This window comes from Marinobacter sp. HL-58 (assembly GCF_001314605.1).
GTDB lineage: Bacteria > Pseudomonadota > Gammaproteobacteria > Pseudomonadales > Oleiphilaceae > Marinobacter.
In genome coordinates this window covers 1-20,882 of the sequence record NZ_LIHP01000013.1, presented here as the reverse complement: position 1 = coordinate 20,882, position 20,882 = coordinate 1, and the positions used below count along the sequence as shown (strand labels likewise).

Here is a 20,882-nt window from a genome sequence, read left to right as displayed (position 1 = left end):
GTCTAGTGGCCATACACCATCATGTTGGTGTTCTTGATGGCAAAGTCCGTGAACTGTACCGAGCCGATGCTGGTGCCGCCGATCTTGAATACCGGCATATCGATATCAGCACGGAAGTCCACCTCGTGAATGGACAGGCCTTCCTTGCCGGAAGCGGCGCTGGTGCCCCGGGAGAGTTTCGCTGTGGCGCTGGCCATGCCGAAATGCCCCAGGGTGTCATCGCCCCGGCGGTTGTGAATCTGCAGCCCCTCAATGCCAACCGCGGCAAAGTTGAACAGCAGGATCACATCGGCTGCATCCCAGTCCAGGCTGCCGTCGGTGATTTCAAAGTGGGTGTCGATCTGCAGTTCCGAGCCAGAGACTTCGTTACCGTTGTCCAGCGTATGGGTGTTGTCACCCTGGTTGCGGATCACCAGGTCGGTAGGGCCGAGATAGCCCTGCAGCATGACATTGGAGAACAGGCTGGCGGTGCCGCCGGAGCCGGAGGCCTCCACACTGTCGACCGCCAGTTCAAAATCCACGGCCTGCAGGTAATCCTCCAGGCTGGTCGGGTCGCCATAATCCGTGGCGCCCAGGTGAATCACCAGGTCCCCGCTGTCGAACTGTTTGCCGTAACCACCACCCACAGCGTAGCGGGCCAGGGCATCGGCCACATCGGGGTTGGAGGTGTCCAGCAGGCCGGCATCGGCACGGCGGGCAATTTCCGAGAAGCCGTGGGTGAGCACTTCGTCCTGCCCGGCGATATCCAGGGTGAACTTGAGGTTGTCCAATACCGTGTCGTCATGGCCGGAGAGGCGGATGCCATCCACGTTCAGTGAACCTTCGTCGGTCCAGCTCAGGCGGTCCATCTCGACCTTGGTCTCCATCTCGATGGTGACACCGGTCTGGCCGGTGGCTTCACCCAGGCTGCTGTCATCCAGAGGCCTGAAATCCGCCATTACAGGCAGTGACAGGCTGGCGGCAAGGCTCAGGGTGAAATACCTGCCCACGGCAGGCATGCAATGTTTCAGGCGCTTGCGGGCGTTTCGACGTGTCATGGTGGCCCCGATCGTTATTGTTATGCCGGTGTTTTGCCCGGTCAGAGTTATCCATTGGCCGCAGGGGACAGCATAACCAGTGCAGCGGGAAAAAAGGTTTGTTACAGAGTGTTACGATAGGCGGGATAGCCACGGGATTCTGTGACTCAACGCACAGACCCGGTCAGGCCGAAGGGGCCAGTGCCTGTTGGATCAGCTCTTTCTGGTGGGCGCCGAACTCTGCAACCAGTACCTCGGATTCATCCGCATCCCTTGCCAGGATGGCCCGGGTCAGGCGGGTAAAGAATAGCCCGGTACGGTCCAGATCCTGCCGGTAGCGATCCGCACTGAGATAGTAAGCCCGGCTCACGGCAGGCTTGAAGTTGGTCAGGGCTTCGGTGAGGTAGGGGTTGCCCACCACCTCGCAGCACACCTCCATTACCCCGAAACTTGCCTCCACAATCGCAGTGATATTGGCGTCCTTCCGCTGCATCTGGCTGGTGACCTTTTCCACAGCCGTCAACAGACTGGCCTTGTCGCTCTCCTGCCAACGTTCACACAACCGCCGCGCCAGCATGATCAGCAGATGCATGTACACGTCGTAAAGCTCGGATGCATGCACCGCATCCAGCCTGGTGGCGGAGGCACCCTTGCGCGGGGTGATCTCGATCAGGTGCCAGCGCTCCAGGGTGTACAACGCCTCCTTCACCGACGCCCGGCTCACCTTCAGCTCGTTGGCGGTAGTGGCCTCATGCAAACGCTCACCAGGCCGGATTTGCCCGGTCATGATGCGCTCGGCGAGGTAGTTGGCGATTTGCTCGGCAAGGGTGTTGGGGACCTGGAAATCCATAAAGGCTCTCTGAACAGGGCGAAGTAAGCGGCCCGATACCGCAACTGGCAAACCGCCAGCGATTGTGGATGTGGTCATGAGTTTATCACAGGCATTTAGTCTTGGATTGTCAGGAAGTTACTGCGAGCCAGACCTGATATTGATCAAAAAATAACGATAACGGGTTGACGACTGCAAGATTGTAGGACAATAATGCAGATAACAAAAAGCGATCACCAAGATCCAATGCAACAGCCAATGAGGGAAGACCCGTGAGTACCAAACCATTGACCCTGGGCACCAAAGCCACACGACGCAAGGTGCTGCTGACACTCAAGAAATACAGCTATCTGATCGCCATGGTGCCCCTGGCGCTGCCGCCTTTATTGCTGGCGGCCGGGCACGCCACCGGCTGGGTAAACCTGTTCGCCTGGGGCGTTCCGGTGGTGGTGTTCGGCATCATCCCCATCCTCGATCTGCTGCTGGGCAAAGACGCTCTCAACCCGGATGAGGAAGTGGACACGCCCCGTATGAACCAAGAAGTGTTCTACAAGTTCATCACCCTGGGCTGGGTGGCTTTGTTTGTAGTGCTGCTGGTGTGGAGCATGTTCGTGCTGGCCTCCGGCATCTTCAATGTGGCCGGCGGCATCGGCTGGATATTCTCCGTCGGTATCGTCGGAGGGCTGGGCATCAACGTCGCCCATGAACTCATCCACAAAGACGGCAAACTGGAAACCTGGGCCGGCGGCCTTCTGCTGTCCCTGGTGTGCTACGCCGGCTTCAAGGTGGAACACCTGCGCGGCCACCACGTGCACGTCTCCACCCCGGAAGACGCCTCTTCCTCCCGCTACAACCAGTCCCTCTACAACTTCCTGCCCCAGGCCTACGCCCGCAACTTCATGAACGCCTGGAAACTGGAAGCCAAACGCCTGCATAAAAAAGGCCACAGCGCCTTCAGCTGGCGCAACGAACTCATCTGGTGGTACAGCATCAGCGCCGTGGCACTGGCAGCCTTCACCATCACCTTCGGCTGGCTCGGCGCCGCCTTCTTCCTGGGCCAGAGCTTCATCGCCCTCAACCTGCTTGAAATCGTCAACTACCTGGAACACTACGGCCTCCACCGCCGCAAACTCGAAAACGGCCGCTACGAACGCACCGGCCCGGAACACAGCTGGAACTCCAACTACTTCCTCACCAACGTGTTCCTGTTCCATCTCCAACGCCACAGCGACCACCACGCCTGGGCCAAACGCCGCTACCAGGTCCTCCGCCACCACGACGTTGCCCCCCAACTCCCGGCCGGTTATGCCGCCATGGTCGTCCTGGCAATGATCCCGCCGCTGTGGAAAAAGGTGATGAATCCGAGGGTGGAAGCCTATTACGAAGGCGAAGAACACCAGTTGGTCTAAAGCAAATTTGCAAAAAACTGAAGGCGTTACCTGAAAAGTCAGATCGGTCCGAGCGGCTATGCCCCTCCCAGACTGTGCGCAGCAGGGATGCTGCGCTCAAGCCCCCATGGATGGGTTCACGGCGTGTCTGGGAGGGGCATAGCCGCTCGGACCAGCCCCCCGGCAAGCAATCAAAAGCAGGCAATAAAAAGTTCCAAAGGCCCCACAGGTTTGTGTCTCTGACTGTGGGGTCTTTTTTTTGGCCCTTGAAATCCCCCCGTAACGCACGCAAGTATATAAGTTGAATCCTGAACCCATAAAAAAGGGAGCCCCCATGCCCAAACACTTCGAACAAGCCCCAGGCCTGCACGAAGCCCCAGTCCCGGAAACCGAAGGCTACGTCTTCAACCAGACCATGATGCGCATCAAAGACCCCGAGCGCTCCATGGACTTCTACACCCGGATCATGGGCATGCGCCTCGTCAGGAAACTCGACTTCCCCGAAATGAAATTCACCCTCTACTTCCTGGCCTACCTCGACGACCGCCAGGCCAACATGGTGCCCAACGACGACGCCCACCGCACCACCTTCATCTTCGGCCGCGAAGCCATGCTGGAGCTGACCCACAACTGGGGCACCGAAAACGACGACGACTTCAGCTACCACAATGGTAACGACGAACCCCAGGGCTTCGGCCACATTGGTATTGCGGTGCCTGATGTCTATTACGCCTGCGACAGGCTGGAAAAGCTGGGCGTGGAATTCGTCAAGAAGCCGGACGACGGCAAGATGAAAGGCCTGGCCTTCATCAAGGACCCGGACGGCTACTGGATCGAAATCCTGCAGCCGAACATGCTTGAAAAGCAGCGCCGGGAAGCAGAAGAAGCATAAGCCGGTTCAGGCAGTGCCGGGTTTTTTCCCGGCACTGCTCTGTGACGCCACGATAACCGCCGCTGTCAGAATCAGCGCCCCTGCCATACCGATAACCCCGAGTTCCTCCCCCAGAATCATCCAGGCCAGCAAGGCCACAAACAGCGGCTCCAGGGTCACAATAATGCTGGAAAGCGTCGCCGGCGTGGTTTTCATACCGGTAAAGAAGCTCAGGTAGCCCAGACATGTGGGCACGACACCGATATAAACCACCATCAGCCAGTGCCTGAATTCAAAGCTTCGCAGGCCCTCGAAACCGGTGCTGATGGCCACCGCCGGCAAAAGGATCAGGGCAGCGGTAAAAAAGCAGATAAAAGCCGTGGTGAATACCGGCGTGCCGGTGGAGGTATGGCGGCTGGTCAGGGTGAAACCAGCATAAACGAAGGCTGCCAGAACCGCCATCAGTATGCCGCCCAGGCGCAGCTTGCCGGCGCTGTCCATGTCACTGATCACCAGCATGGCGGTGCCGGCGATGGCGGCAACCAGCGCCAGTACCGTCACCAGCCCGGGTTTCTCGCCCAGAAGAGGCGCCGCCAGAATGGCCACCAGCACCGGAGCCAGGCACAGGGCAATCAGGGTGGCAATGCCGGCACCGGTCATATCCACCGCCAGCAGGTAGCTGCCCTGGTACACCGCCTGGAAGCATCCCAGGGCCAGTAGCGGAATCAGCACCTTGCGGTTGAGCTTCACAGCCGGTGTGGCGCTTCTGGAAGAAGCACGCTGCTCCCTGCGCATCAGCACAAAGAAGAACGGCAGGGCGACGGCCAGCCGCAGGAAGGCCAGGGTGACCGCCTGCAGTTCGGTGCCGGTGAACAGGAATTTTGCCACAATACCCGTGGTCGCCCAGAGCAGGGCGGCCAGGGCGATCAGTAATGCGCCTCGGATCATTCAATAACCAGTACGATGAGTTCCTTGGGACCATGGACACCGTAAGCGAGGGTCTGCTCGATGTCGGCGGTCTTTGATGGTCCGGAGATTAACAGCGCATTGGTCGGCATGCCAGCCGCCCAGTTCTGGGAGTGCATGGCTTCGTGGAAGGTGGTGTAAAGCTCGCTGGCCTTCAGCACCGCAATATGGATGGGCGGCACCAGGCTCATCAGCCGTGGTTCATCCACTGACGGCCAAAGAATCAGCGACCCGGTTTCAGCGATACCGCCACGGGTGGAGGTAATGCCGGCATCCACTTCCGTGAACAGGGCTTCCTGCCAGCTTTCCACCGGCTCGTCGTACACCAGCAGTTGCGGCAAATCTTCACGGTTCTGCGTGGCGGTTTTCAGGGCCTTGCCGATCTCGTGTTCCTTGGCGATCAACAAAGTCTGGGCGCCACGGGATTGCAGGATTTCTGCCAGCCGGTCGATCCAGCCTGCCTCGGTGGTGCGGTGCACCTCACCGTGGACGGACTCAATGGTGCGTTCGAACATGTCCAGCTTTTCAGCGGTGGTCCAGTCCGGCCGCTTGAGCACGGAGAAATCGCATTCCGGAGCCGTCAGTTCGCCCCCGGTACGGTTGCGAAGGCGCTGGAGGATAGTGTCCCGGGAACTCACTGGCTGCGCTCCTTCATCCGTTCATGGAGGGTTTTGGCGGCCAGCTTCGGCGCCGTGCGATATTGCGTCCAGCCGCCGAGCTTACCCGGCTGTAGCTTGCGGAAGCGGGCGCCCAGGCTGGTGCCCATCCGGTACAGGCCGGGGCGAGCATGCATCCAGCTCCAGCCCTTCCAGATCAGGGCCTCCATAGCGCCGCGTTTGGCACCATGGCCACTAACCTTGGCAGGGTGCAGCTTGTCGCCGTCCACGGACTCCTGCCGCAAACGCACCAGCAGGTCCGGTATGGGGATCTTCACCGGGCAGACTTCGCCACAGGCGCCACATAGGCTCGACGCCGTAGGCAGGTGCCGCCCCTCGTCCAGGCCCACCATGTGGGGCATCAGGATTGCGCCGATGGGGCCGGGGTAGGTGGTGCCATAGGCATGGCCGCCCACGCGGGTATACACCGGACAGTGATTCATACAGGCGCCACAACGGATACAGCGCAGGGTGTCCAGCAATTCGTCGTCCTGGTAGATGGTGGAGCGGCCGTTATCCACCAGCACCACGTGGACCTCTTCCGGCCCGTCCATCTCGTCCGCCTTGCGGGGGCCGGAAATCATGTTGAAGTAGGTGGTGATGTGCTGGCCGGTGGCGGACCGGGTCAGCAGTGCCAGCAGCCCGGTGACGTCTTCCAGGTTGGGCACCACCTTCTCGATGCCGGTCACTGCAATATGGCAGGGGGGCACCGTGGTGGTCATGCGTCCGTTGCCCTCGTTCTCCACCAGGCACAGGGTACCGGTTTCGGCGACGGCGAAATTCACCCCGGATACACCCACATCCGCGTTCATGAACTTCTCCCGCAGCTGCAGGCGGGCGTTGGCAGTCAGGTATTCCACATCGTTGGAGAGATCGGTGCCGGTCTTGTCGTGCAAGAGCTGGGAAATCTCGCTGGTATTCTTGTGGATGGCCGGCATAATGATGTGGGACGGCGTTTCATCCGCCAGTTGCACAATGTACTCGCCCAGATCCGATTCCAGGGCTTCGATGCCGTGTTCCCCGAGGTAATGGTTCAGCTCCATTTCCTCCGACACCATGGACTTGCCTTTGATGACAGTCTTGGCATCACGGGCGATGCAGATATCCCGCACAATCTCGCAGGCCTCGTCGCCGTCGCTGGCCCAGTGCACCTTGATGCCGTTCTCGGTCAGCTTCTGTTCCAGCTGCTCCAGCAGGTCCGGCAGGTTGGCCAGGGCCCGCAGCCGAATGTTGGCGCCCAGGTCCCGCAGGGCTTCCAGGTCCCAGCCCTCGAACGCGGACTTGCGCTTGGTCATCAGGCCGTCCATCGCCTTGCGGAAGTTCTGGCGAATCTGCGGGTTGTGAATGGCCGCCCGTGCCCGCGGGTGGAATTCCTTCACATCGATGTGATGGGCGGATTGCGGAGGGGTGGGCTGTGCTGTCTCGCTCATGGTTTGCTCCTGTTGCCGCCGGTGCGTTCCCAGAGGAAACTCAGAATGTGCTGGCCGTCCATGGGCTTGTGGTTTTTCTCGGCGTAGCCGGCAATGTTCATCAGGCAGCCGCAGTCCGTGGTGACAAAATCCTTGGCGCCGGTATTCACCAGGGTGTCCACTTTTTCACTGACCATGGCGCCGGAAATCTCCGGGTGGCGCACGGCAAAGGTGCCGCCGAAACCACAGCATTCCTCGGCCCGCACCTGTTCCACCAGGTTCACGTTTTTAAGCTGCCCCAGCAGCTTCGGCCCCACTTCCGCCACGCCCATTTCCCGGCGGGCGGAGCAGGAGGTGTGCATGGCCACGGTGGTGGGCTCCCCCAGGTCTTCCAGTTTGATGTGGCAGACGTTCAACAGGAAATCCGTCAGCTCCCATACCCGGCCGGCAATTTCCGCCGCTTTTACATCGTCGGTGGTGTCCTTGAACAGGTCGGGGTAATGCTTGCGCATCATGCCGCCACAGGAGCCTGAGGGCACCACAATCGGGTAGTCCTCCGGAAACAGCCCAAGCTGCGCCCGGGCAACCGCGCGGGCTTCGTCATGGTAGCCGGAGGTATAGGCGGGCTGGCCGCAGCAGGTCTGGTCCTCCGGGTAGATCACCTCAATGCCTTCCCGCTCCAGCAACTGCACGCCGGCCATGCCTGCATCCGGATAGAACATGTCCACCAGGCAGGTGGCGTAGAAGTAGACTTTGGAAGGTTTCGCCGGGTACATCTTGATGGGATCAACCATAGTGCCGCCACTCGAGATTATCGGATGTAACACTCAATGATAGGGTGGCAAACCGGTTGTTACCAGACGACTTTATGGGAAGATATCCGGCATGGAGGGCAGCGGACAGAAGCCGCTGCCCGACGGGCTTACTTGACGGTCAGGCGCTCGGCGTTCTTCTCAACGGTGAGCTCACCAATACCTTTCACTTTGGTCAGTTCTTCGCTGGACTGGAAAGGACCGTTGGCATCGCGGTAGTTGACGATGGCTTCGGCTTTGGCTTCACCAATGCCGTTCAGGCTGGTCAGGGTCTCGATGTCTGCAGTGTTGATATTGATGGTGGCAGGCTCGGCATGGGCAAAACCGGTAAACAGGCTGAACAGCAGGACCATCATGGCCATGAAAGAGGTACGTTTCATTTTGGTTGGCTCCTGAGAGTGGATTTACGTTTCTGATTATTGGTCAGGACGTAAAAGCGACGGAGCTGGCCGGATTCAAGAAGAAGCAAACTGCGAGGATGGAGTAGTGCACGGACAGGAACACATTCCATGTGATCCTGTATCCGTGGCTGACCCCGTGCCTGATCCTTCAGGCTGCGCACCATCCTGTGCGCGTCTTCCCTGTGGTTCGTCCCTGTAGGCCCTGTTCCCTGGGCAATTCCTGATCCGTGGAGTGGTCTTCCCTGAATTCGATTCCCTGAATTCGCATCCCTGAGCCAGCTTTTCCTTGCCGGCTTTTCATCCTTGACGCCGACCATTCTACGTGGGATCGGTTCTCGGCAAATCGGACAATCGCTCCGTGGTCTGTGCGATATCTCTTACAGATTTGTAATCAAATTCATGGCGCTAACAATGAATGTAAGTTCAAGTTTTTGCGGGAGTTTCGCCTGTGTCTCTGAACGCTGACTGATGGGCTTCTGCCGCCTCCCGGATCTTCTCCATGGTGATTTCCCGTACGGCCTTCTGGCTGATGCGGATATGGCGTGTCAACCGGTCCGCCGCCTCCACGGCATGGCCTGCACGAATGGCTTCGAGTATTTCGGCGTGTTCCCGGTAGGTGGCGTCTATGCGGTCGTCCCGGGTGAAGTCCAGCCGGCGGATGATTCGCAGGCGGTCGGTGATTTCCCGGTGGATTCGCGTCATTTCCCGGTTGCCGGCGGCGGCCACCAGGTCACAATGGAAGCTTTCATCCAGTGCCCGCACGGTGCTGCCAACGGCGCGCTCGGAGGGGTGGTCGGGGTTCCAGATGGCGGTGAGGGTTCTTACGGTCTGTGGCATTTCCTGCAACTGGCAGATCTTGTGCATCGCGGCCCGTTCGAGGGTGATGCGCAGGTCGTAGAGTTCTTCCACTTGCTGGAAATCAAACGGTTTCACCTGCCAGCCGCTGCGGAACAGCACTTCCACGAAGCCTTCCCGCTGCAAGCGGTATAGCGCCTCCCGTACGGGTGTCCGGCTGGCATTCAGGCGCGTTCCCACATCGCCCTCGCTGAATTTGTCGCCGGGGATCAGCCGAAACTCAAAGATGTCGTCCTTCAGGGCTTCGTAAACCCTGTCTGCCATGGACTCTTTTCTTTTGGTTTTTGTTGCCATGCTCTTTCCTTTATATGCGGGGCCTCTTGGTGCGGTGCATGGCCGCTGGGCCGGCTGGCGGGGTGAGGGTTTCAAAAGACGTCGTGAACCCATCCATGGGGACTTGAGCGCAGCATCCTTGCTGCGCACACTTTTGAAACCCTCACCCCGCCATCCGTCCCGACTCCCGTGGCCTGCAAGAAATCCTAGTCGCAGGTTTGGGGGTAGTCGTTTGTTCAGTGCAGCCTTGATTACGAACAAACACTTGGTTTTTCTCAAACAGCATTCACCAAACTCCGAGAAGCCGGTGGGGGAAGGGGTGTCCCAGACTGTGCGCAGCAGGGATGCTGCGCTCAAGCCCCCATGGATGGGTTCACGGCGTGTCTGGGACACCCCTTCCCCCATCGGCGCTACTCCGAAGTCAGAGACCAGCGGAGAAAAGCACCAAAGTCAGACCTTGATACTCAACAAAGGCTCCCCGGGAGTCACAGCCTTGCCAGGCTCAACGTGCAGGGCGCTGATCTCGCCGCTGTGGGTGGCGTTGATTTCGAACTCCATTTTCATGGCCTCCACAATGACCAGCGGATCACCCTCCGATACCGTATCACCGGTTTTCACCAGGCACTTCCAGATGTTACCGGCAATCTCAGCGCTTACCAGCTCACCGAACTTCGCCAGGTCAGACACATCCGCCTTCGGCGGTGCCTTGGCCAGTTTGTCCAGCTCCTCGGCTTCGCTGTCTTTCCACAGGGCCACCTCTTTGGCGTAGGCCGCCTGCTGCAGTTTGCGGAATTCGGCGATGGAGTCCGCGTTGGCGTCCAGGAAGGCCTGGTGGGATTTGAGGTCGAAGGTTTCTTCCTCGATTTTCACCGTTAACTGGCCGGCGCGGAACTGGTCGCGCATTTCGTCCAGTTCGGCTTCGGTCACCGGGTAGTAGCACACCTGGTCAAAGAACCGCAGCAGCCAGGGGGCGCCTTCGGCGAACTGGGGGTTCTTCAGGTATTTGTTCCAGATCGGCAGGGTGCGGCCGACGAGCTGGTAGCCGCCGGGGGAGTCCATGCCGTAGATGCACATGTACACGCCGCCGATGCCCACGGTGCCCTCGGCGGTGTAGGTGCGGGCCGGGTTGTACTTTGAGGTGAGCATCCGGTGCCGTGGGTCCAGGGGCACAGCGCAGGGTGCGCCCAGGTAGACGTCACCCAGGCCCAGTACCAGGTATCTGGCGGAGAACAGGATGTCCCGGACAGCTTCCCGGCTGGGCAGGCCGTTGATGCGTTGCATGAAGTCCACGTTGTTGGGCAGCCAGGGGGCGGTATCGCGGACCGACTGGCGGTATTTGTCCACCGCTTCCAGGGTGGCGCTGTCCTCGAAGGCCATGGGCAGATGAATCACCCGGCTGCGGACTTTCAGTTCGTCCGTGGGTGGCAGGGTGGCTTCCAGGTCGAGCAGGTATTCCATCAGCGCCTGCTGGGTAAGAATCCGTGCGTCATAACGAAGCTGCAGGGAACGCACGCCCGGTGACAGCTCCAGCAGGCCTGCCGGTTGCACGTCGGCGATGGCTTCCATCAGGGCATGGATGCGCATTCGCACGCCCAGGTCCATCACGTTGGGGCCGTATTCCAGCAGGATGTACTGGTCGCCGGCCTGGCGGTACGCCACTTCCGGGCGGCCGTCGGTTTCTTCCAGGTGGGCGAGGATGGTGGCGGAGATGCCGTTCAGCGGTGCCAGGTCCGGTGCCACCAGCTTCACCTGTGGCGGTGCCATCAAACTCTTGATGGCCAGTTCCTGGCGCTCCGAGAGTTTCACCGCGGTGTCGTTATCAATGGCCACAAAGCGGATGGTGTCGCCGGGTTTGACCTGGCCGACTTTCCACAGCTCGGCTTTGGCAATGGTCACCGGGCATACGAATCCGCCCAGGCTGGGGCCATCTTTTGTCAGGATGACCGGCATATCCCCGGTGAAGTTGATGGAGCCGATGGCGTATTCACAGTCGTGAATGTTGGACGGATGCAGGCCCGCCTCGCCGCCGTCGGCGCGGGTAAACTCCGGCTTGGGGCCGTTCAGGCGGATGCCCAGGCGGTTGGAGTTGTAGTGCACTTCCCAGTCCTGCTCGAAGAATTTTTCGATGGACTTTTCCGTGAAGAAATCCGGGGCACCGTGGGGGCCATAGAGTACGCCGATTTCCCAGTGGTCCGGGTAGTCCGGGATCAGGTCCGGGTCTGCCGGTGCGGGATCGTGTGTCGGTGCCGTGGTGGTGCAGGCGGGCAGGCTGATCTGGCTGATGCCCAGCATGTCACCGGGGCGCAGGGGCCGGCCGCCGTGGCCGCCGAACTGGCCCAGGGCGAAGGTGGCACGGCTGCCCAGGTACACCGGTACATCGAAGCCGCCACGCACCGCCAGGTAGGTTCGGCAGCCCTTGATGGCCTTGCCCACGGCCAAAACCTGGCCGGCTTTTACGGTGATGGGTTTCCAGAACTCAATCGCCTTGTCGTCCAGTGTGGCTTCGGTCAGCGCACCGGTCAGAGCCACTACCGAATCCTTGTGGAACTTCAGGCTCGGGCCGATCAGCGTGGCTTCCAGCCCCGCCGCTTCGTGGTGGTTGCCCACGATTCGGTTGGCGATGCGGAAGGCGTAGTCATCCATAGGGCCGGAAGGCGGCACGCCGATATTCCAGTAGCCCACGCGGCCGGGATAATCCTGCACCGTGGTGTAGGTGCCGGGTTTGATCACTTCCGCCACAGAGGGCCTGAACTCGAAGCTTTCCAGCGCACGGGTGGAGACAATGCCATCGGCAAAGCTCTGCTGGGCGACCACCTGGCGCAGATAGTCCAGGTTGGTGGCAATGCCCATCAGCCGGGTTTCCGCCAGGGCGGCTTTGAGCTTGGCCAGGGCATCGGCGCGATCCTTGCCGTGGACGATCAGCTTGGCGATCATCGGGTCGTAGTGAGCAGAGACTTCACTGCCATCTTCCACCCAGGTGTCCACGCGCACGCCTTCTTCCGGCCAGTGCACGTCGGTCAGTTCACCCGGGGAGGGCTGGAAATCCTTCAAAGGATCTTCTGCGTAGATACGCACTTCCATGGAAGCGCCGTTCAGCTCCGGCTGGAAATTGGCCAGGTCCGGGCTCTCGCCGGCGGCGATCCCGAGCATCCACTCGATCAGGTCCAGACCAGTGACAGACTCGGTTACCGGGTGCTCAACCTGTAAGCGGGTATTCACTTCCAGGAAGTAGAATTCATCCCGGTCCGCGTCGTAGATGTATTCCACGGTGCCGGCGGAACGGTAGTTCACCGACTGGCCGAGGGAGACGGCGGCATCCAGCATTTTCTGGCGGGTAGCGGCCGGCAGATTCGGCGCGGGGGTTTCCTCCACCACCTTCTGGTTGCGGCGCTGGAGGGAACAATCCCGCTCACCCAGGGCCACCACATTACCCTCGCCATCACCGAACATCTGCACTTCCACATGGCGGGCCCTGGCGATGAAACGCTCCAGGAATACACCACTGTCGTTAAAGAAGCTCTGGCCCTGGCGGCGCACGGTTTCGAAGGCCTCCCGCAGTTCCGCTTCGCTGTTGCAGCGGGTCAGGCCGATGCCGCCACCACCGGCGGTGCTTTTCAGCATCACCGGGTAGCCGAGTTTGTTGGCTACGGTTACGGCTTCATCAAGACTGTCCAGCAGCCCGCTGCCCGGCGCCAGGGGCACGCCGGCGGCTTCCGCCAGTTCCCGCGCCCGGTGCTTCAGGCCGAACTCGCGCATCTGGTCGGGCGTGGGGCCGATAAAGGCAATGCCATCGGCCTCGCAGGCCTCGGCAAAGTCGGCGTTCTCGGACAGAAAGCCATACCCCGGAATAATCGCCTCGGCGCCGGTGTGTTTGGCGGCGGACAGAATCTGGGCCTTGTCCAGATAGGTTTCACTGGCGCCATTGCCGGTCAGGGCTACCGATTCATCTGCCAGGGCAACGTGCAGGCTGTGGCGGTCCTGGTGGGAATAGACGGCCACACTGCCAACGCCCATGGCCTTGAGGGTGCGAATGGTGCGGACCGCGATTTCGCCTCGGTTGGCGATTAGTACTTTGGTGAACATTTTCCGATATCTCCTTTTAATGGAGTAGGTGGGGTCAGACCCGCCGGGTCTGACCCCGATGCGATACTTTTGCGGCGGACTCCGGGGTCTGACCCTGCGGGTCTGACCCCAAACGTGCTGACCAGGCCGCGTATACCCCTAGCTTGCTCATGCCCCCGAGGTCTGAACTCGGAGGTAGGCTCGTCTTGGTCAATTTCTATGGGGTCAGACCCGCAGGGTCAGACCCCGGCAGACCCCGCAGAACCAACAAAAGCCCGCCAACCCCCAAACTCGGTCACATCCCGGGCCCCCTCGAACCCGTACCCCTCGCAGATAAACCCGTTAACCCAGCGCCCATCCGCAAGCTCCACATTGCCTATGCCCAGCGGCGCCGGGATCAGGTCCACGAAGGAGCCGAAGGCGGCGGCGGGCATTTGCCAGACTTCCACGATGATTTGCTCACCTTCGCCCGGTGCGACCCGCTTCAGCCCGGGCTTGGGCGGGGTGGTGTTGGGCAGGGCATAGAGGCGGTAGTTGGCGGAGGTGGTGGTCTGCTCGACCAACACCGAAGATCGCTCGGTAAGCTGGGTGTTCAGGGGCATGCCGCTGAGGTGGGCGCCGACGACCGCCACCTGAATGGTGGGTGTGGATATTTCCGCGCCGGGCGTTTCTTCCGGGCGGGGTTTGTCCGTGGCGCCCAAAGGAGTGGGATGGGCGTTCAGCCACTGGCAGGCCAGGTGTTGCAGCTCGGTATCTTTCCAGGCGCCGCTGATCAGGGTGACGCCGAAGGGCAGGCCGTCGTCCCGGAAGCCGGCGGGAATGGCCAGGGCGCTGAAGTCCGCCAGGTTCACAAAATTGGTATAGGTGCCCAACTGACTGTTGAGGGTGATCGGGTCGGCGTTCACCGCGTCGATCGTCGGCGCCGTGGGTGCGGTAGGCACCAGCAGTGCGTCCACATCGGCCAGTAATTCATCGATCTGGCGCAGCAGTTCTTCCTTGCGGTACTGGGCCCCGAAGGTATCGGTGGCGGTGAACTTGCCGGCGTTGGCGATAATGCCTCTGACCACCGGGTTCATATCGTCGCCATGGCTGGCCATGAAGGACTCCACGGCAGCGTGGCGCTCGGCCACCCAGGGGCCTTCATACAGCAGGGCAGCCAGTTCCAGCATGGGGCTGAAGTCCAGCGGCACCAGCTCCACATCCTGCTGACGCCAAAGGCTGACGGCGGTATTCCAGGCCGCCTCCGCCTGCTGGTCACCAAACCATTGCGGGTGCTCGGGAATGGCCAGGCGTTTGATCGGGCCGGGGCGGCGAATGGCCGGACCATCAAGAGGCAGCGCATAGGGCGCCCTGCGGGAAAAGGCATCGTCGGCATCGAACCCGGCCATGGCATCGGCCACCAGACCGGCGTCGTTAACCGTCAGAGCAAAAACGGACACGCAATCCAGGGACCGACATGCCGGCACCACGCCGTGGATACTGAACAGCCCCTTGGTAGGCTTCAGCCCGACCAGATTGTTAAGCCCCGCAGGTACCCGGCCGGAGCCGGCGGTGTCTGTACCCAGTGCAAAGGGCACCAGGCCGCGGGCAACCACAGACGCGGAACCGGAACTGGAACCACCGCTGACCACCTCCGGCTTGAAGGCATTGGCCACCGCCCCATAAGGAGAGCGTGTGCCCACCAACCCGGTAGCAAACTGGTCGAGGTTGGTCTTGCCTATCAACACGGCACCGGCGGCCTTAAGCCGGGCAATAACGGTGGCGTCTTCCTCTGGCGAATAGGCATAGGCCGGGCAGCCGGCGGTGGTTTCAAATCCGTGGGCGTCAATATTGTCCTTCGCCGCAAACGGAACACCATAAAGCGGCAGGCGGCTGATATCGCCGCCGATCTTGTTAAGCGTCCCCTCCAGGTCGAACAGCGCCGCCTGCAACTCTGTGCTACCTGATAGTGCAATCCAGGCGTTGTCGGTTTTATCCAGGCCGGCGACCAGTTCGCCAAGCAGTTCTTCCGGCCTGGCGCCGGATTGATAGGCTTTCCGCCAGTCCTCAATGGTCCATCCGAGTGTTGCGGGCATGGTTCTTCCTCATGTGCGTTGTCAACTTGTATACATGAGCAATGGCAATGCCCGTGCCATTCGGGAATGGTTTTAGAAATACCTTTGAAAACAGTTTGTTAAAAAGGTGTGGAGAGAAAGGCGGTATTTTAAAGGTGCACTATTGATGGGCGAACGCACCAGAAAAAGGCCTGGAAACCGGGAATTTATGCGCCCGAAAACCCGCACAGGGCATGTGCGGATAGCTTGTATACTAGATAAATTGCTGTTTTGTAATGGAATTGGTGAAAGCTGGAACGGCTGATGCAGTGCAGGGGATGCGTTTACTCAAAGCAACTGGCACGAATCAACCTGTAAACAAGGACGCACAACATGACCATTAGAAAATACGTGAAACTTGGCCTTTCAGCGCTGGCCCTCTCTATATCCCTCTCGGCCGTTGCCGAGGAAGATCCCATCAAGGTCGGTATCCTTCACTCCCTCTCCGGCACCATGGCGATCAGTGAAACGGTCCTGAAAGACACCGTTGAAATGCTGATTGAAAAGCAGAACGCCGAAGGTGGTGTCCTGGGCCGCAAGATGGAAGCCGTAGTCGTTGACCCTGCCTCTGACTGGCCCCTGTTTGCTGAGAAAGCCCGAGAGCTGCTGGCCCAGGAAGAAGTGGACGTGATCTTCGGCAACTGGACCTCGGTTTCCCGCAAGTCCGTGCTGCCGGTGGTGGAAGAGCTGAATGGCCTGCTGTTCTATCCGGTTCAGTACGAAGGTGAAGAATCTTCCGAGAACGTGTTCTACACCGGTGCTGCGCCCAACCAGCAGGCGATTCCGGCGGTGAACTACCTGATGAATGAAATCGGCGTCGAGCGCTGGGTACTGGCCGGCACCGACTACGTCTACCCGCGCACCACCAACAAGATCCTCGAGACCTACCTGATGGATCAGGGCGTGGCGAAAGAAGACATCATGATCAACTACACGCCCTTCGGCCATTCCGACTGGCAGAACATCGTTTCTGACATCAAGGACTTCGGCTCCGCCGGCAAGAAAACCGCCGTGGTATCCACCATCAATGGCGACGCCAACGTGCCTTTCTACCGCGAGCTGGGCAATCAGGGCATCTCTGCTTCCGACATCCCGGTGGTTGCCTTCTCCGTGGGTGAGCAGGAGCTCTCCGGTATCGACACCGGCCCGCTGGTTGGCCACCTGGCTGCCTGGAACTACTTCATGAGCGTGGACAGCGACGCCAACTACGACTTCATCGACGAGTGGATCGAGCATACCGGTGATGACGAAGCCGTCACCAACGACCCCATGGAAGCCCACTACATCGGCTTCAACATGTATGTGGAAGCGGTGAAAAAAGCCGGCACCACCGACGTGGATGCGGTGAAGGACGCCATCATCGGCGTGAGCGTACCCAACCTGACCGGTGGCTACGCCGCCATGATGCCCAACCACCACATCACCAAGCCGGTGCTGATTGGCGAGATCCAGGACAACGGCCAGTTCTCCGTCGTCTGGGAGACCCCGTCCACCGTGGCCGGCGATGCCTGGTCTGACTTCCTGCCCGGCTCCCGCGACATGATCGCTGACTGGCGCAAGCCCCTGTTCTGCGGAACCTTCAACACCAAAACCGGCAAGTGCGGTGCCTCTGCCGGCGAAATGGCCGCTGAAGACGCTGAATAAGGCCTGAAAACGGGGGTGGCCATGCCGCCCCCGACGTTTTCCCCCGCACCATTTCAATAAAACAGGATGGAACCATGAGCATCATCCGATCGCTCACGCTACTGCTTATCGCCATCACAATGACGGTCTTCCCGGCTGTCCATGCCCAGGACAATGACCCGGGCCAGACATTGCTGGGCAACCTGGCAGACGCGCGGCCGGCCCAGATCGAGGACGCCATCAATGCCATCGCCACCAGTGGTGATGTGCGCGCCAGAAGCTGGCTGGACGCCTACGGCAACAACCGCCTGAGCCAGGTAAAGGACACCGGCCGGATCGTGGTTGTGCTGAACAATCGCGGCCTGGACTGGACCATTTCCGACGCGCTGACCGGGGAAGACCTTGGCGAGATTTCCCGCCGCGAGCTTGACCGGATTCCCGTGAACAACCTTATCCGGGGTCAGCTTGATGGCATCAAAGCCATGCTGGACCTGGACGCCGAAGACCGCGACATACGCCTGGCCTCGGCAGAGAGCATGATGGGCAAGGTTGAAGCCCCCATCGTGGCGCCCCTGGAAGAACGCCTGGAACTGGAAGAAGACCCGAAGGTGCGCGAGCGCATCGAAGCGGCACTGGCCATTTACCGGGTGGGAGAAGGCGACATTGAAGCGGTGGACGTGCTCGCCGGCAGCCTCCACAGCCGTGCCCGCGCCGCCCTGAACAACGCCGCCGACAGCGACGATCCGGAGCTGGCCACCAAGGCAAAGGCCGCCCTGGAAACCATCGAACAGAAACTCAAACTGAACAAAGCCGCCGAGACCCTCTATTTCGGTTTAAGCCTCGGCTCGGTGCTGGTGCTGGCGGCCATCGGCCTGGCCATCACCTTCGGCGTGATGGGCGTGATCAACATGGCCCACGGGGAGCTGATCATGCTGGGTGCCTACACCACCTGGGGCATGCAGCAAATGTTACCCGACCAGCCCGGCCTGGCGTTGATCCTGTCCATACCCGCCGGCTTCATGGTGGCGGCCACCGCCGGCATCATCATCGAACGCAGCGTGATCCAGTTTCTCAAGGGCCGTCCCCTGGAAACCCTGCTGGCCACCTTCGGCATCAGCCTGATCCTGCAGCAGCTGGTGCGCACGGTGATTTCACCCCAGAACCGCACCGTGGTCACGCCGGAATGGATGAGCGGTTCCATCGTCGTCAACGACGCCTTGTCCCTGACCCTCAACCGCATGTACGTGCTGGGCTTTGCCCTGGTGGTCTTCGCCGCGCTGATGCTGATCATGCGCAGAACCCGCCTGGGCCTGGAAGTGCGCGCCGTCACCCAGAATCGCAACATGGCCCGCTCCATGGGCATCCGCGCGACCCGGGTAGACATCATGACCTTCGCCCTCGGCTCCGGCGTTGCCGGCCTGGCAGGTGTGGCGCTGTCCCAGCTCACCAACGTGGGCCCCAACCTGGGCCAGAACTACATCATCGACTCCTTCATGGTGGTGGTGTTCGGCGGCGTGGGTAACCTCTGGGGCACGCTGATTGCCGGGCTGTCACTGGGCACCATCAACCAGCTGCTGGAACCCTGGGCCGGTGCCGTACTCGCGAAGATCATCGTGCTGGTCTTCATCATCCTGTTCATCCAGAAACGCCCGCGCGGACTCTTCCCGCAAAAGGGCCGTGCAGCGGAGGGTTAAGGTATGTGGTTAACAAGACCCTTGCGTGAACGCTCCACGCAGATCTTCCTGGGCGTTCTCTTTGCGGCCATGGTTGTTGTGACGGTATTGCACGTCGCCATGCCCCAGGACAGCGCCCTGCATGTCAGCGCCTACACCGTCACCCTGCTGGGCAAGTACCTGTGCTATGCACTGCTGGCGGTGGCGGTGGACCTGGTGTGGGGTTACCTCGGTATCCTCAGCCTGGGCCACGGCGCCTTCTTTGCTCTCGGCGGCTACGCCATGGGTATGTACCTGATGCGCCAGATCGGCGACCGCGGCACCTATGGCGACCCGGTACTGCCGGACTTCATGGTGTTCCTGAACTGGGACGAACTGCCCTGGTACTGGCTGGGCTTCGACATGGCCTGGTTCGCCTTCATCATGGTGCTGCTGGCACCGGGCCTGCTGGCGCTGGTATTCGGTTTCCTGGCCTTCCGCTCACGGGTGACCGGGGTGTACCTGTCCATCATCACCCAGGCACTGACCTTTGCCCTGATGCTCGCCTTCTTCCGTAACGAGATGGGCTTCGGCGGCAACAACGGCCTGACCGACTTCCGCGATATCCTCGGCTTCAATCTGCGCACGGACGCCACCCGGCTGGGGCTGTTCATCGCCACCGGCATCGCCCTGGCCATCGGCTATGTGATCTGCCGGGGCATCGTGGCCAGCAAACTGGGCCGGGTAAGCATCGCCTGTCGCGACGCCGAGGCCCGCACCCGCTTCCTGGGTTACCGGGTGGAACGGGTGCAACTGTTCGTGTTCGTGGTGTCCGCCATGCTGGCGGGCGTGGCCGGGGCCCTGTACGTACCGCAAGTGGGCATCATCAACCCCAGCGAATTCTCGCCGCTGTTCTCCATCGAAATCGTGGTGTGGGTAGCCCTGGGCGGCCGTGCAACCCTCTACGGGGCCGTCATCGGCGCCATCCTGGTGAACTACGCCAAAACCGTGTTCACCGGCGTGATGCCGGACGCCTGGCTGTTCGCCCTGGGTGGCCTGTTTGTGCTGGTAACCGTGTTCCTGCCCAAAGGCATTGCCGGCCTGCTGGCCAGCCGCCGTAAACGCAAGGATGACGGCTCTGACGGAAGCGACAGCAGCGATCCCGAACCTACACCCGCCAGGGAGGCCACCGCATGAGCATTATCGAGGAGATTTCCAACCGCGATCGCGTCTTCAACTTCCTGACCCCGGTGGCGTCCCCGGTGGACGTCCGCCATGGGCCCATCCTGTACCTGGAAGATGTAAACGTGAGCTTTGACGGCTTTAAGGCCATCAACAACCTGAACCTGACCGTGGACGACGGTGAACTGCGCTGCATCATCGGCCCCAACGGCGCGGGCAAAACCACCATGATGGACATCATCACCGGGAAAACCACGCCGGACACCGGCTCGGTATGGTTCGGCAGCCGCCACAACCTGCTCACCATGAACGAGCCGGACATTGCCAGCCTGGGCATCGGCCGCAAGTTCCAGAAGCCCACGGTGTTCGAAGCACTCACCGTGTTCGAAAACCTGGAACTGGCCATGGCCACCGACAAACGCATCCTGCCCACCCTGACCGCCATCATGAAACACGAATACCGGGACGGCATCGACGAAGTGCTGGAAACCGTCGGCCTGCATCAACTGCGGGACAAACCGGCGGGCATCCTCTCCCACGGCCAGAAACAGTGGCTGGAAATCGGCATGCTGCTGATGCAGAAACCCCGGCTGCTGCTGGTGGACGAACCCGTAGCGGGCATGACCGAACAGGAAATGGAACGCACCGCCGAACTGCTCACCAGCCTGGCCGGCAAACAGTCCGTGGTGGTGGTGGAGCACGACATGGGCTTCGTGCGCTCCATCGCCCGCAAAGTCACCGTGCTGCACCAGGGCAGCGTACTGGCCGAAGGCACCATGGACCAGGTCTCCAAC

The 20,882-nt window shown here is 60.8% G+C and carries 16 protein-coding genes; 6 read left to right on the top strand and 10 right to left on the bottom strand.

Annotated features, from left to right (window positions below; translation table 11 throughout):
- Window positions 1-2: 2 nt before the first annotated feature.
- A complete protein-coding gene (locus tag HLUCCO03_RS11850; RefSeq protein WP_292016705.1) occupies window positions 3-1,037 on the bottom strand; it encodes a DUF6160 family protein in 1,035 nt (344 codons plus the stop codon).
- 163 nt (window positions 1,038-1,200) lie between these two features.
- A complete protein-coding gene (locus tag HLUCCO03_RS11845) occupies window positions 1,201-1,866 on the bottom strand; it encodes a GntR family transcriptional regulator (RefSeq protein WP_027832999.1) in 666 nt (221 codons plus the stop codon).
- Between the two features lie 251 nt (window positions 1,867-2,117).
- On the opposite strand from HLUCCO03_RS11845, the gene HLUCCO03_RS11840 reads away from it, so the two are divergent.
- Complete coding sequence (locus HLUCCO03_RS11840; protein ID WP_081813590.1) at window positions 2,118-3,254, top strand: alkane 1-monooxygenase; 1,137 nt, start codon at window positions 2,118-2,120, stop codon at window positions 3,252-3,254.
- A gap of 313 nt (window positions 3,255-3,567) precedes the next feature.
- Window positions 3,568-4,125 (top strand): lactoylglutathione lyase, encoded by a 558-nt coding sequence (gene gloA, locus HLUCCO03_RS11835; RefSeq protein WP_027832997.1) that lies wholly within the window; start codon window positions 3,568-3,570, stop codon window positions 4,123-4,125.
- Window positions 4,126-4,131: 6 nt separating this feature from the next.
- Here the strand turns inward: gloA and HLUCCO03_RS11830 are convergent, their stop codons facing one another.
- The 8 genes from HLUCCO03_RS11830 to atzF form a co-directional block, all read right to left on the bottom strand.
- The gene (locus tag HLUCCO03_RS11830) at window positions 4,132-5,052 is read right to left on the bottom strand and encodes an EamA family transporter (protein WP_027832996.1); all 921 of its coding nucleotides are present in this window, start codon (window positions 5,050-5,052) and stop codon (window positions 4,132-4,134) included.
- A complete protein-coding gene (locus HLUCCO03_RS11825) occupies window positions 5,049-5,708 on the bottom strand; it encodes a lactate utilization protein (RefSeq protein ID WP_027832995.1) in 660 nt (219 codons plus the stop codon). The genes HLUCCO03_RS11830 and HLUCCO03_RS11825 overlap by 4 nt, the downstream gene beginning before the upstream one ends.
- Window positions 5,705-7,156: a LutB/LldF family L-lactate oxidation iron-sulfur protein gene (locus HLUCCO03_RS11820; RefSeq protein WP_027832994.1), complete on the bottom strand. Its 1,452-nt coding sequence runs from the start codon at window positions 7,154-7,156 to the stop codon at window positions 5,705-5,707. The genes HLUCCO03_RS11825 and HLUCCO03_RS11820 overlap by 4 nt, the downstream gene beginning before the upstream one ends.
- Window positions 7,153-7,929, bottom strand: coding sequence for a (Fe-S)-binding protein (locus HLUCCO03_RS11815; RefSeq protein ID WP_027832993.1), 777 nt, complete (start codon window positions 7,927-7,929; stop codon window positions 7,153-7,155). Before HLUCCO03_RS11815 ends, HLUCCO03_RS11820 begins: the two co-directional genes overlap by 4 nt.
- Window positions 7,930-8,057: 128 nt before the next feature.
- Complete coding sequence (locus HLUCCO03_RS11810; RefSeq protein ID WP_027832992.1) at window positions 8,058-8,327, bottom strand: ComEA family DNA-binding protein; 270 nt, start codon at window positions 8,325-8,327, stop codon at window positions 8,058-8,060.
- A gap of 444 nt (window positions 8,328-8,771) precedes the next feature.
- Window positions 8,772-9,497: a GntR family transcriptional regulator gene (locus tag HLUCCO03_RS11805; RefSeq protein ID WP_036197677.1), complete on the bottom strand. Its 726-nt coding sequence runs from the start codon at window positions 9,495-9,497 to the stop codon at window positions 8,772-8,774.
- Window positions 9,498-9,926: 429 nt separating this feature from the next.
- Window positions 9,927-13,559 (bottom strand): urea carboxylase, encoded by a 3,633-nt coding sequence (gene uca / locus HLUCCO03_RS11800; protein ID WP_027832991.1) that lies wholly within the window; start codon window positions 13,557-13,559, stop codon window positions 9,927-9,929.
- Between the two features lie 218 nt (window positions 13,560-13,777).
- Entirely contained in the window at window positions 13,778-15,613 is a 1,836-nt protein-coding gene (gene atzF / locus HLUCCO03_RS11795) for an allophanate hydrolase (RefSeq protein ID WP_027832990.1), read from the bottom strand.
- A 351-nt stretch (window positions 15,614-15,964) separates the two neighbouring features.
- On the opposite strand from atzF, the gene urtA reads away from it, so the two are divergent.
- From urtA to urtD, 4 genes are all read left to right on the top strand, one after another.
- The gene (gene urtA / locus HLUCCO03_RS11790) at window positions 15,965-17,275 is read left to right on the top strand and encodes an urea ABC transporter substrate-binding protein (protein ID WP_027832989.1); all 1,311 of its coding nucleotides are present in this window, start codon (window positions 15,965-15,967) and stop codon (window positions 17,273-17,275) included.
- A gap of 74 nt (window positions 17,276-17,349) precedes the next feature.
- The gene (gene urtB, locus HLUCCO03_RS11785) at window positions 17,350-18,948 is read left to right on the top strand and encodes an urea ABC transporter permease subunit UrtB (protein WP_027832988.1); all 1,599 of its coding nucleotides are present in this window, start codon (window positions 17,350-17,352) and stop codon (window positions 18,946-18,948) included.
- Window positions 18,949-18,951: 3 nt separating this feature from the next.
- The gene (urtC, locus tag HLUCCO03_RS11780; RefSeq protein ID WP_292016704.1) at window positions 18,952-20,103 is read left to right on the top strand and encodes an urea ABC transporter permease subunit UrtC; all 1,152 of its coding nucleotides are present in this window, start codon (window positions 18,952-18,954) and stop codon (window positions 20,101-20,103) included.
- Window positions 20,100-20,882, top strand: a 783-nt coding sequence (urtD, locus tag HLUCCO03_RS11775; RefSeq protein WP_292016703.1) for an urea ABC transporter ATP-binding protein UrtD, incomplete at its 3' end; no start/stop codon positions are given. The genes urtC and urtD, both read left to right, overlap by 4 nt.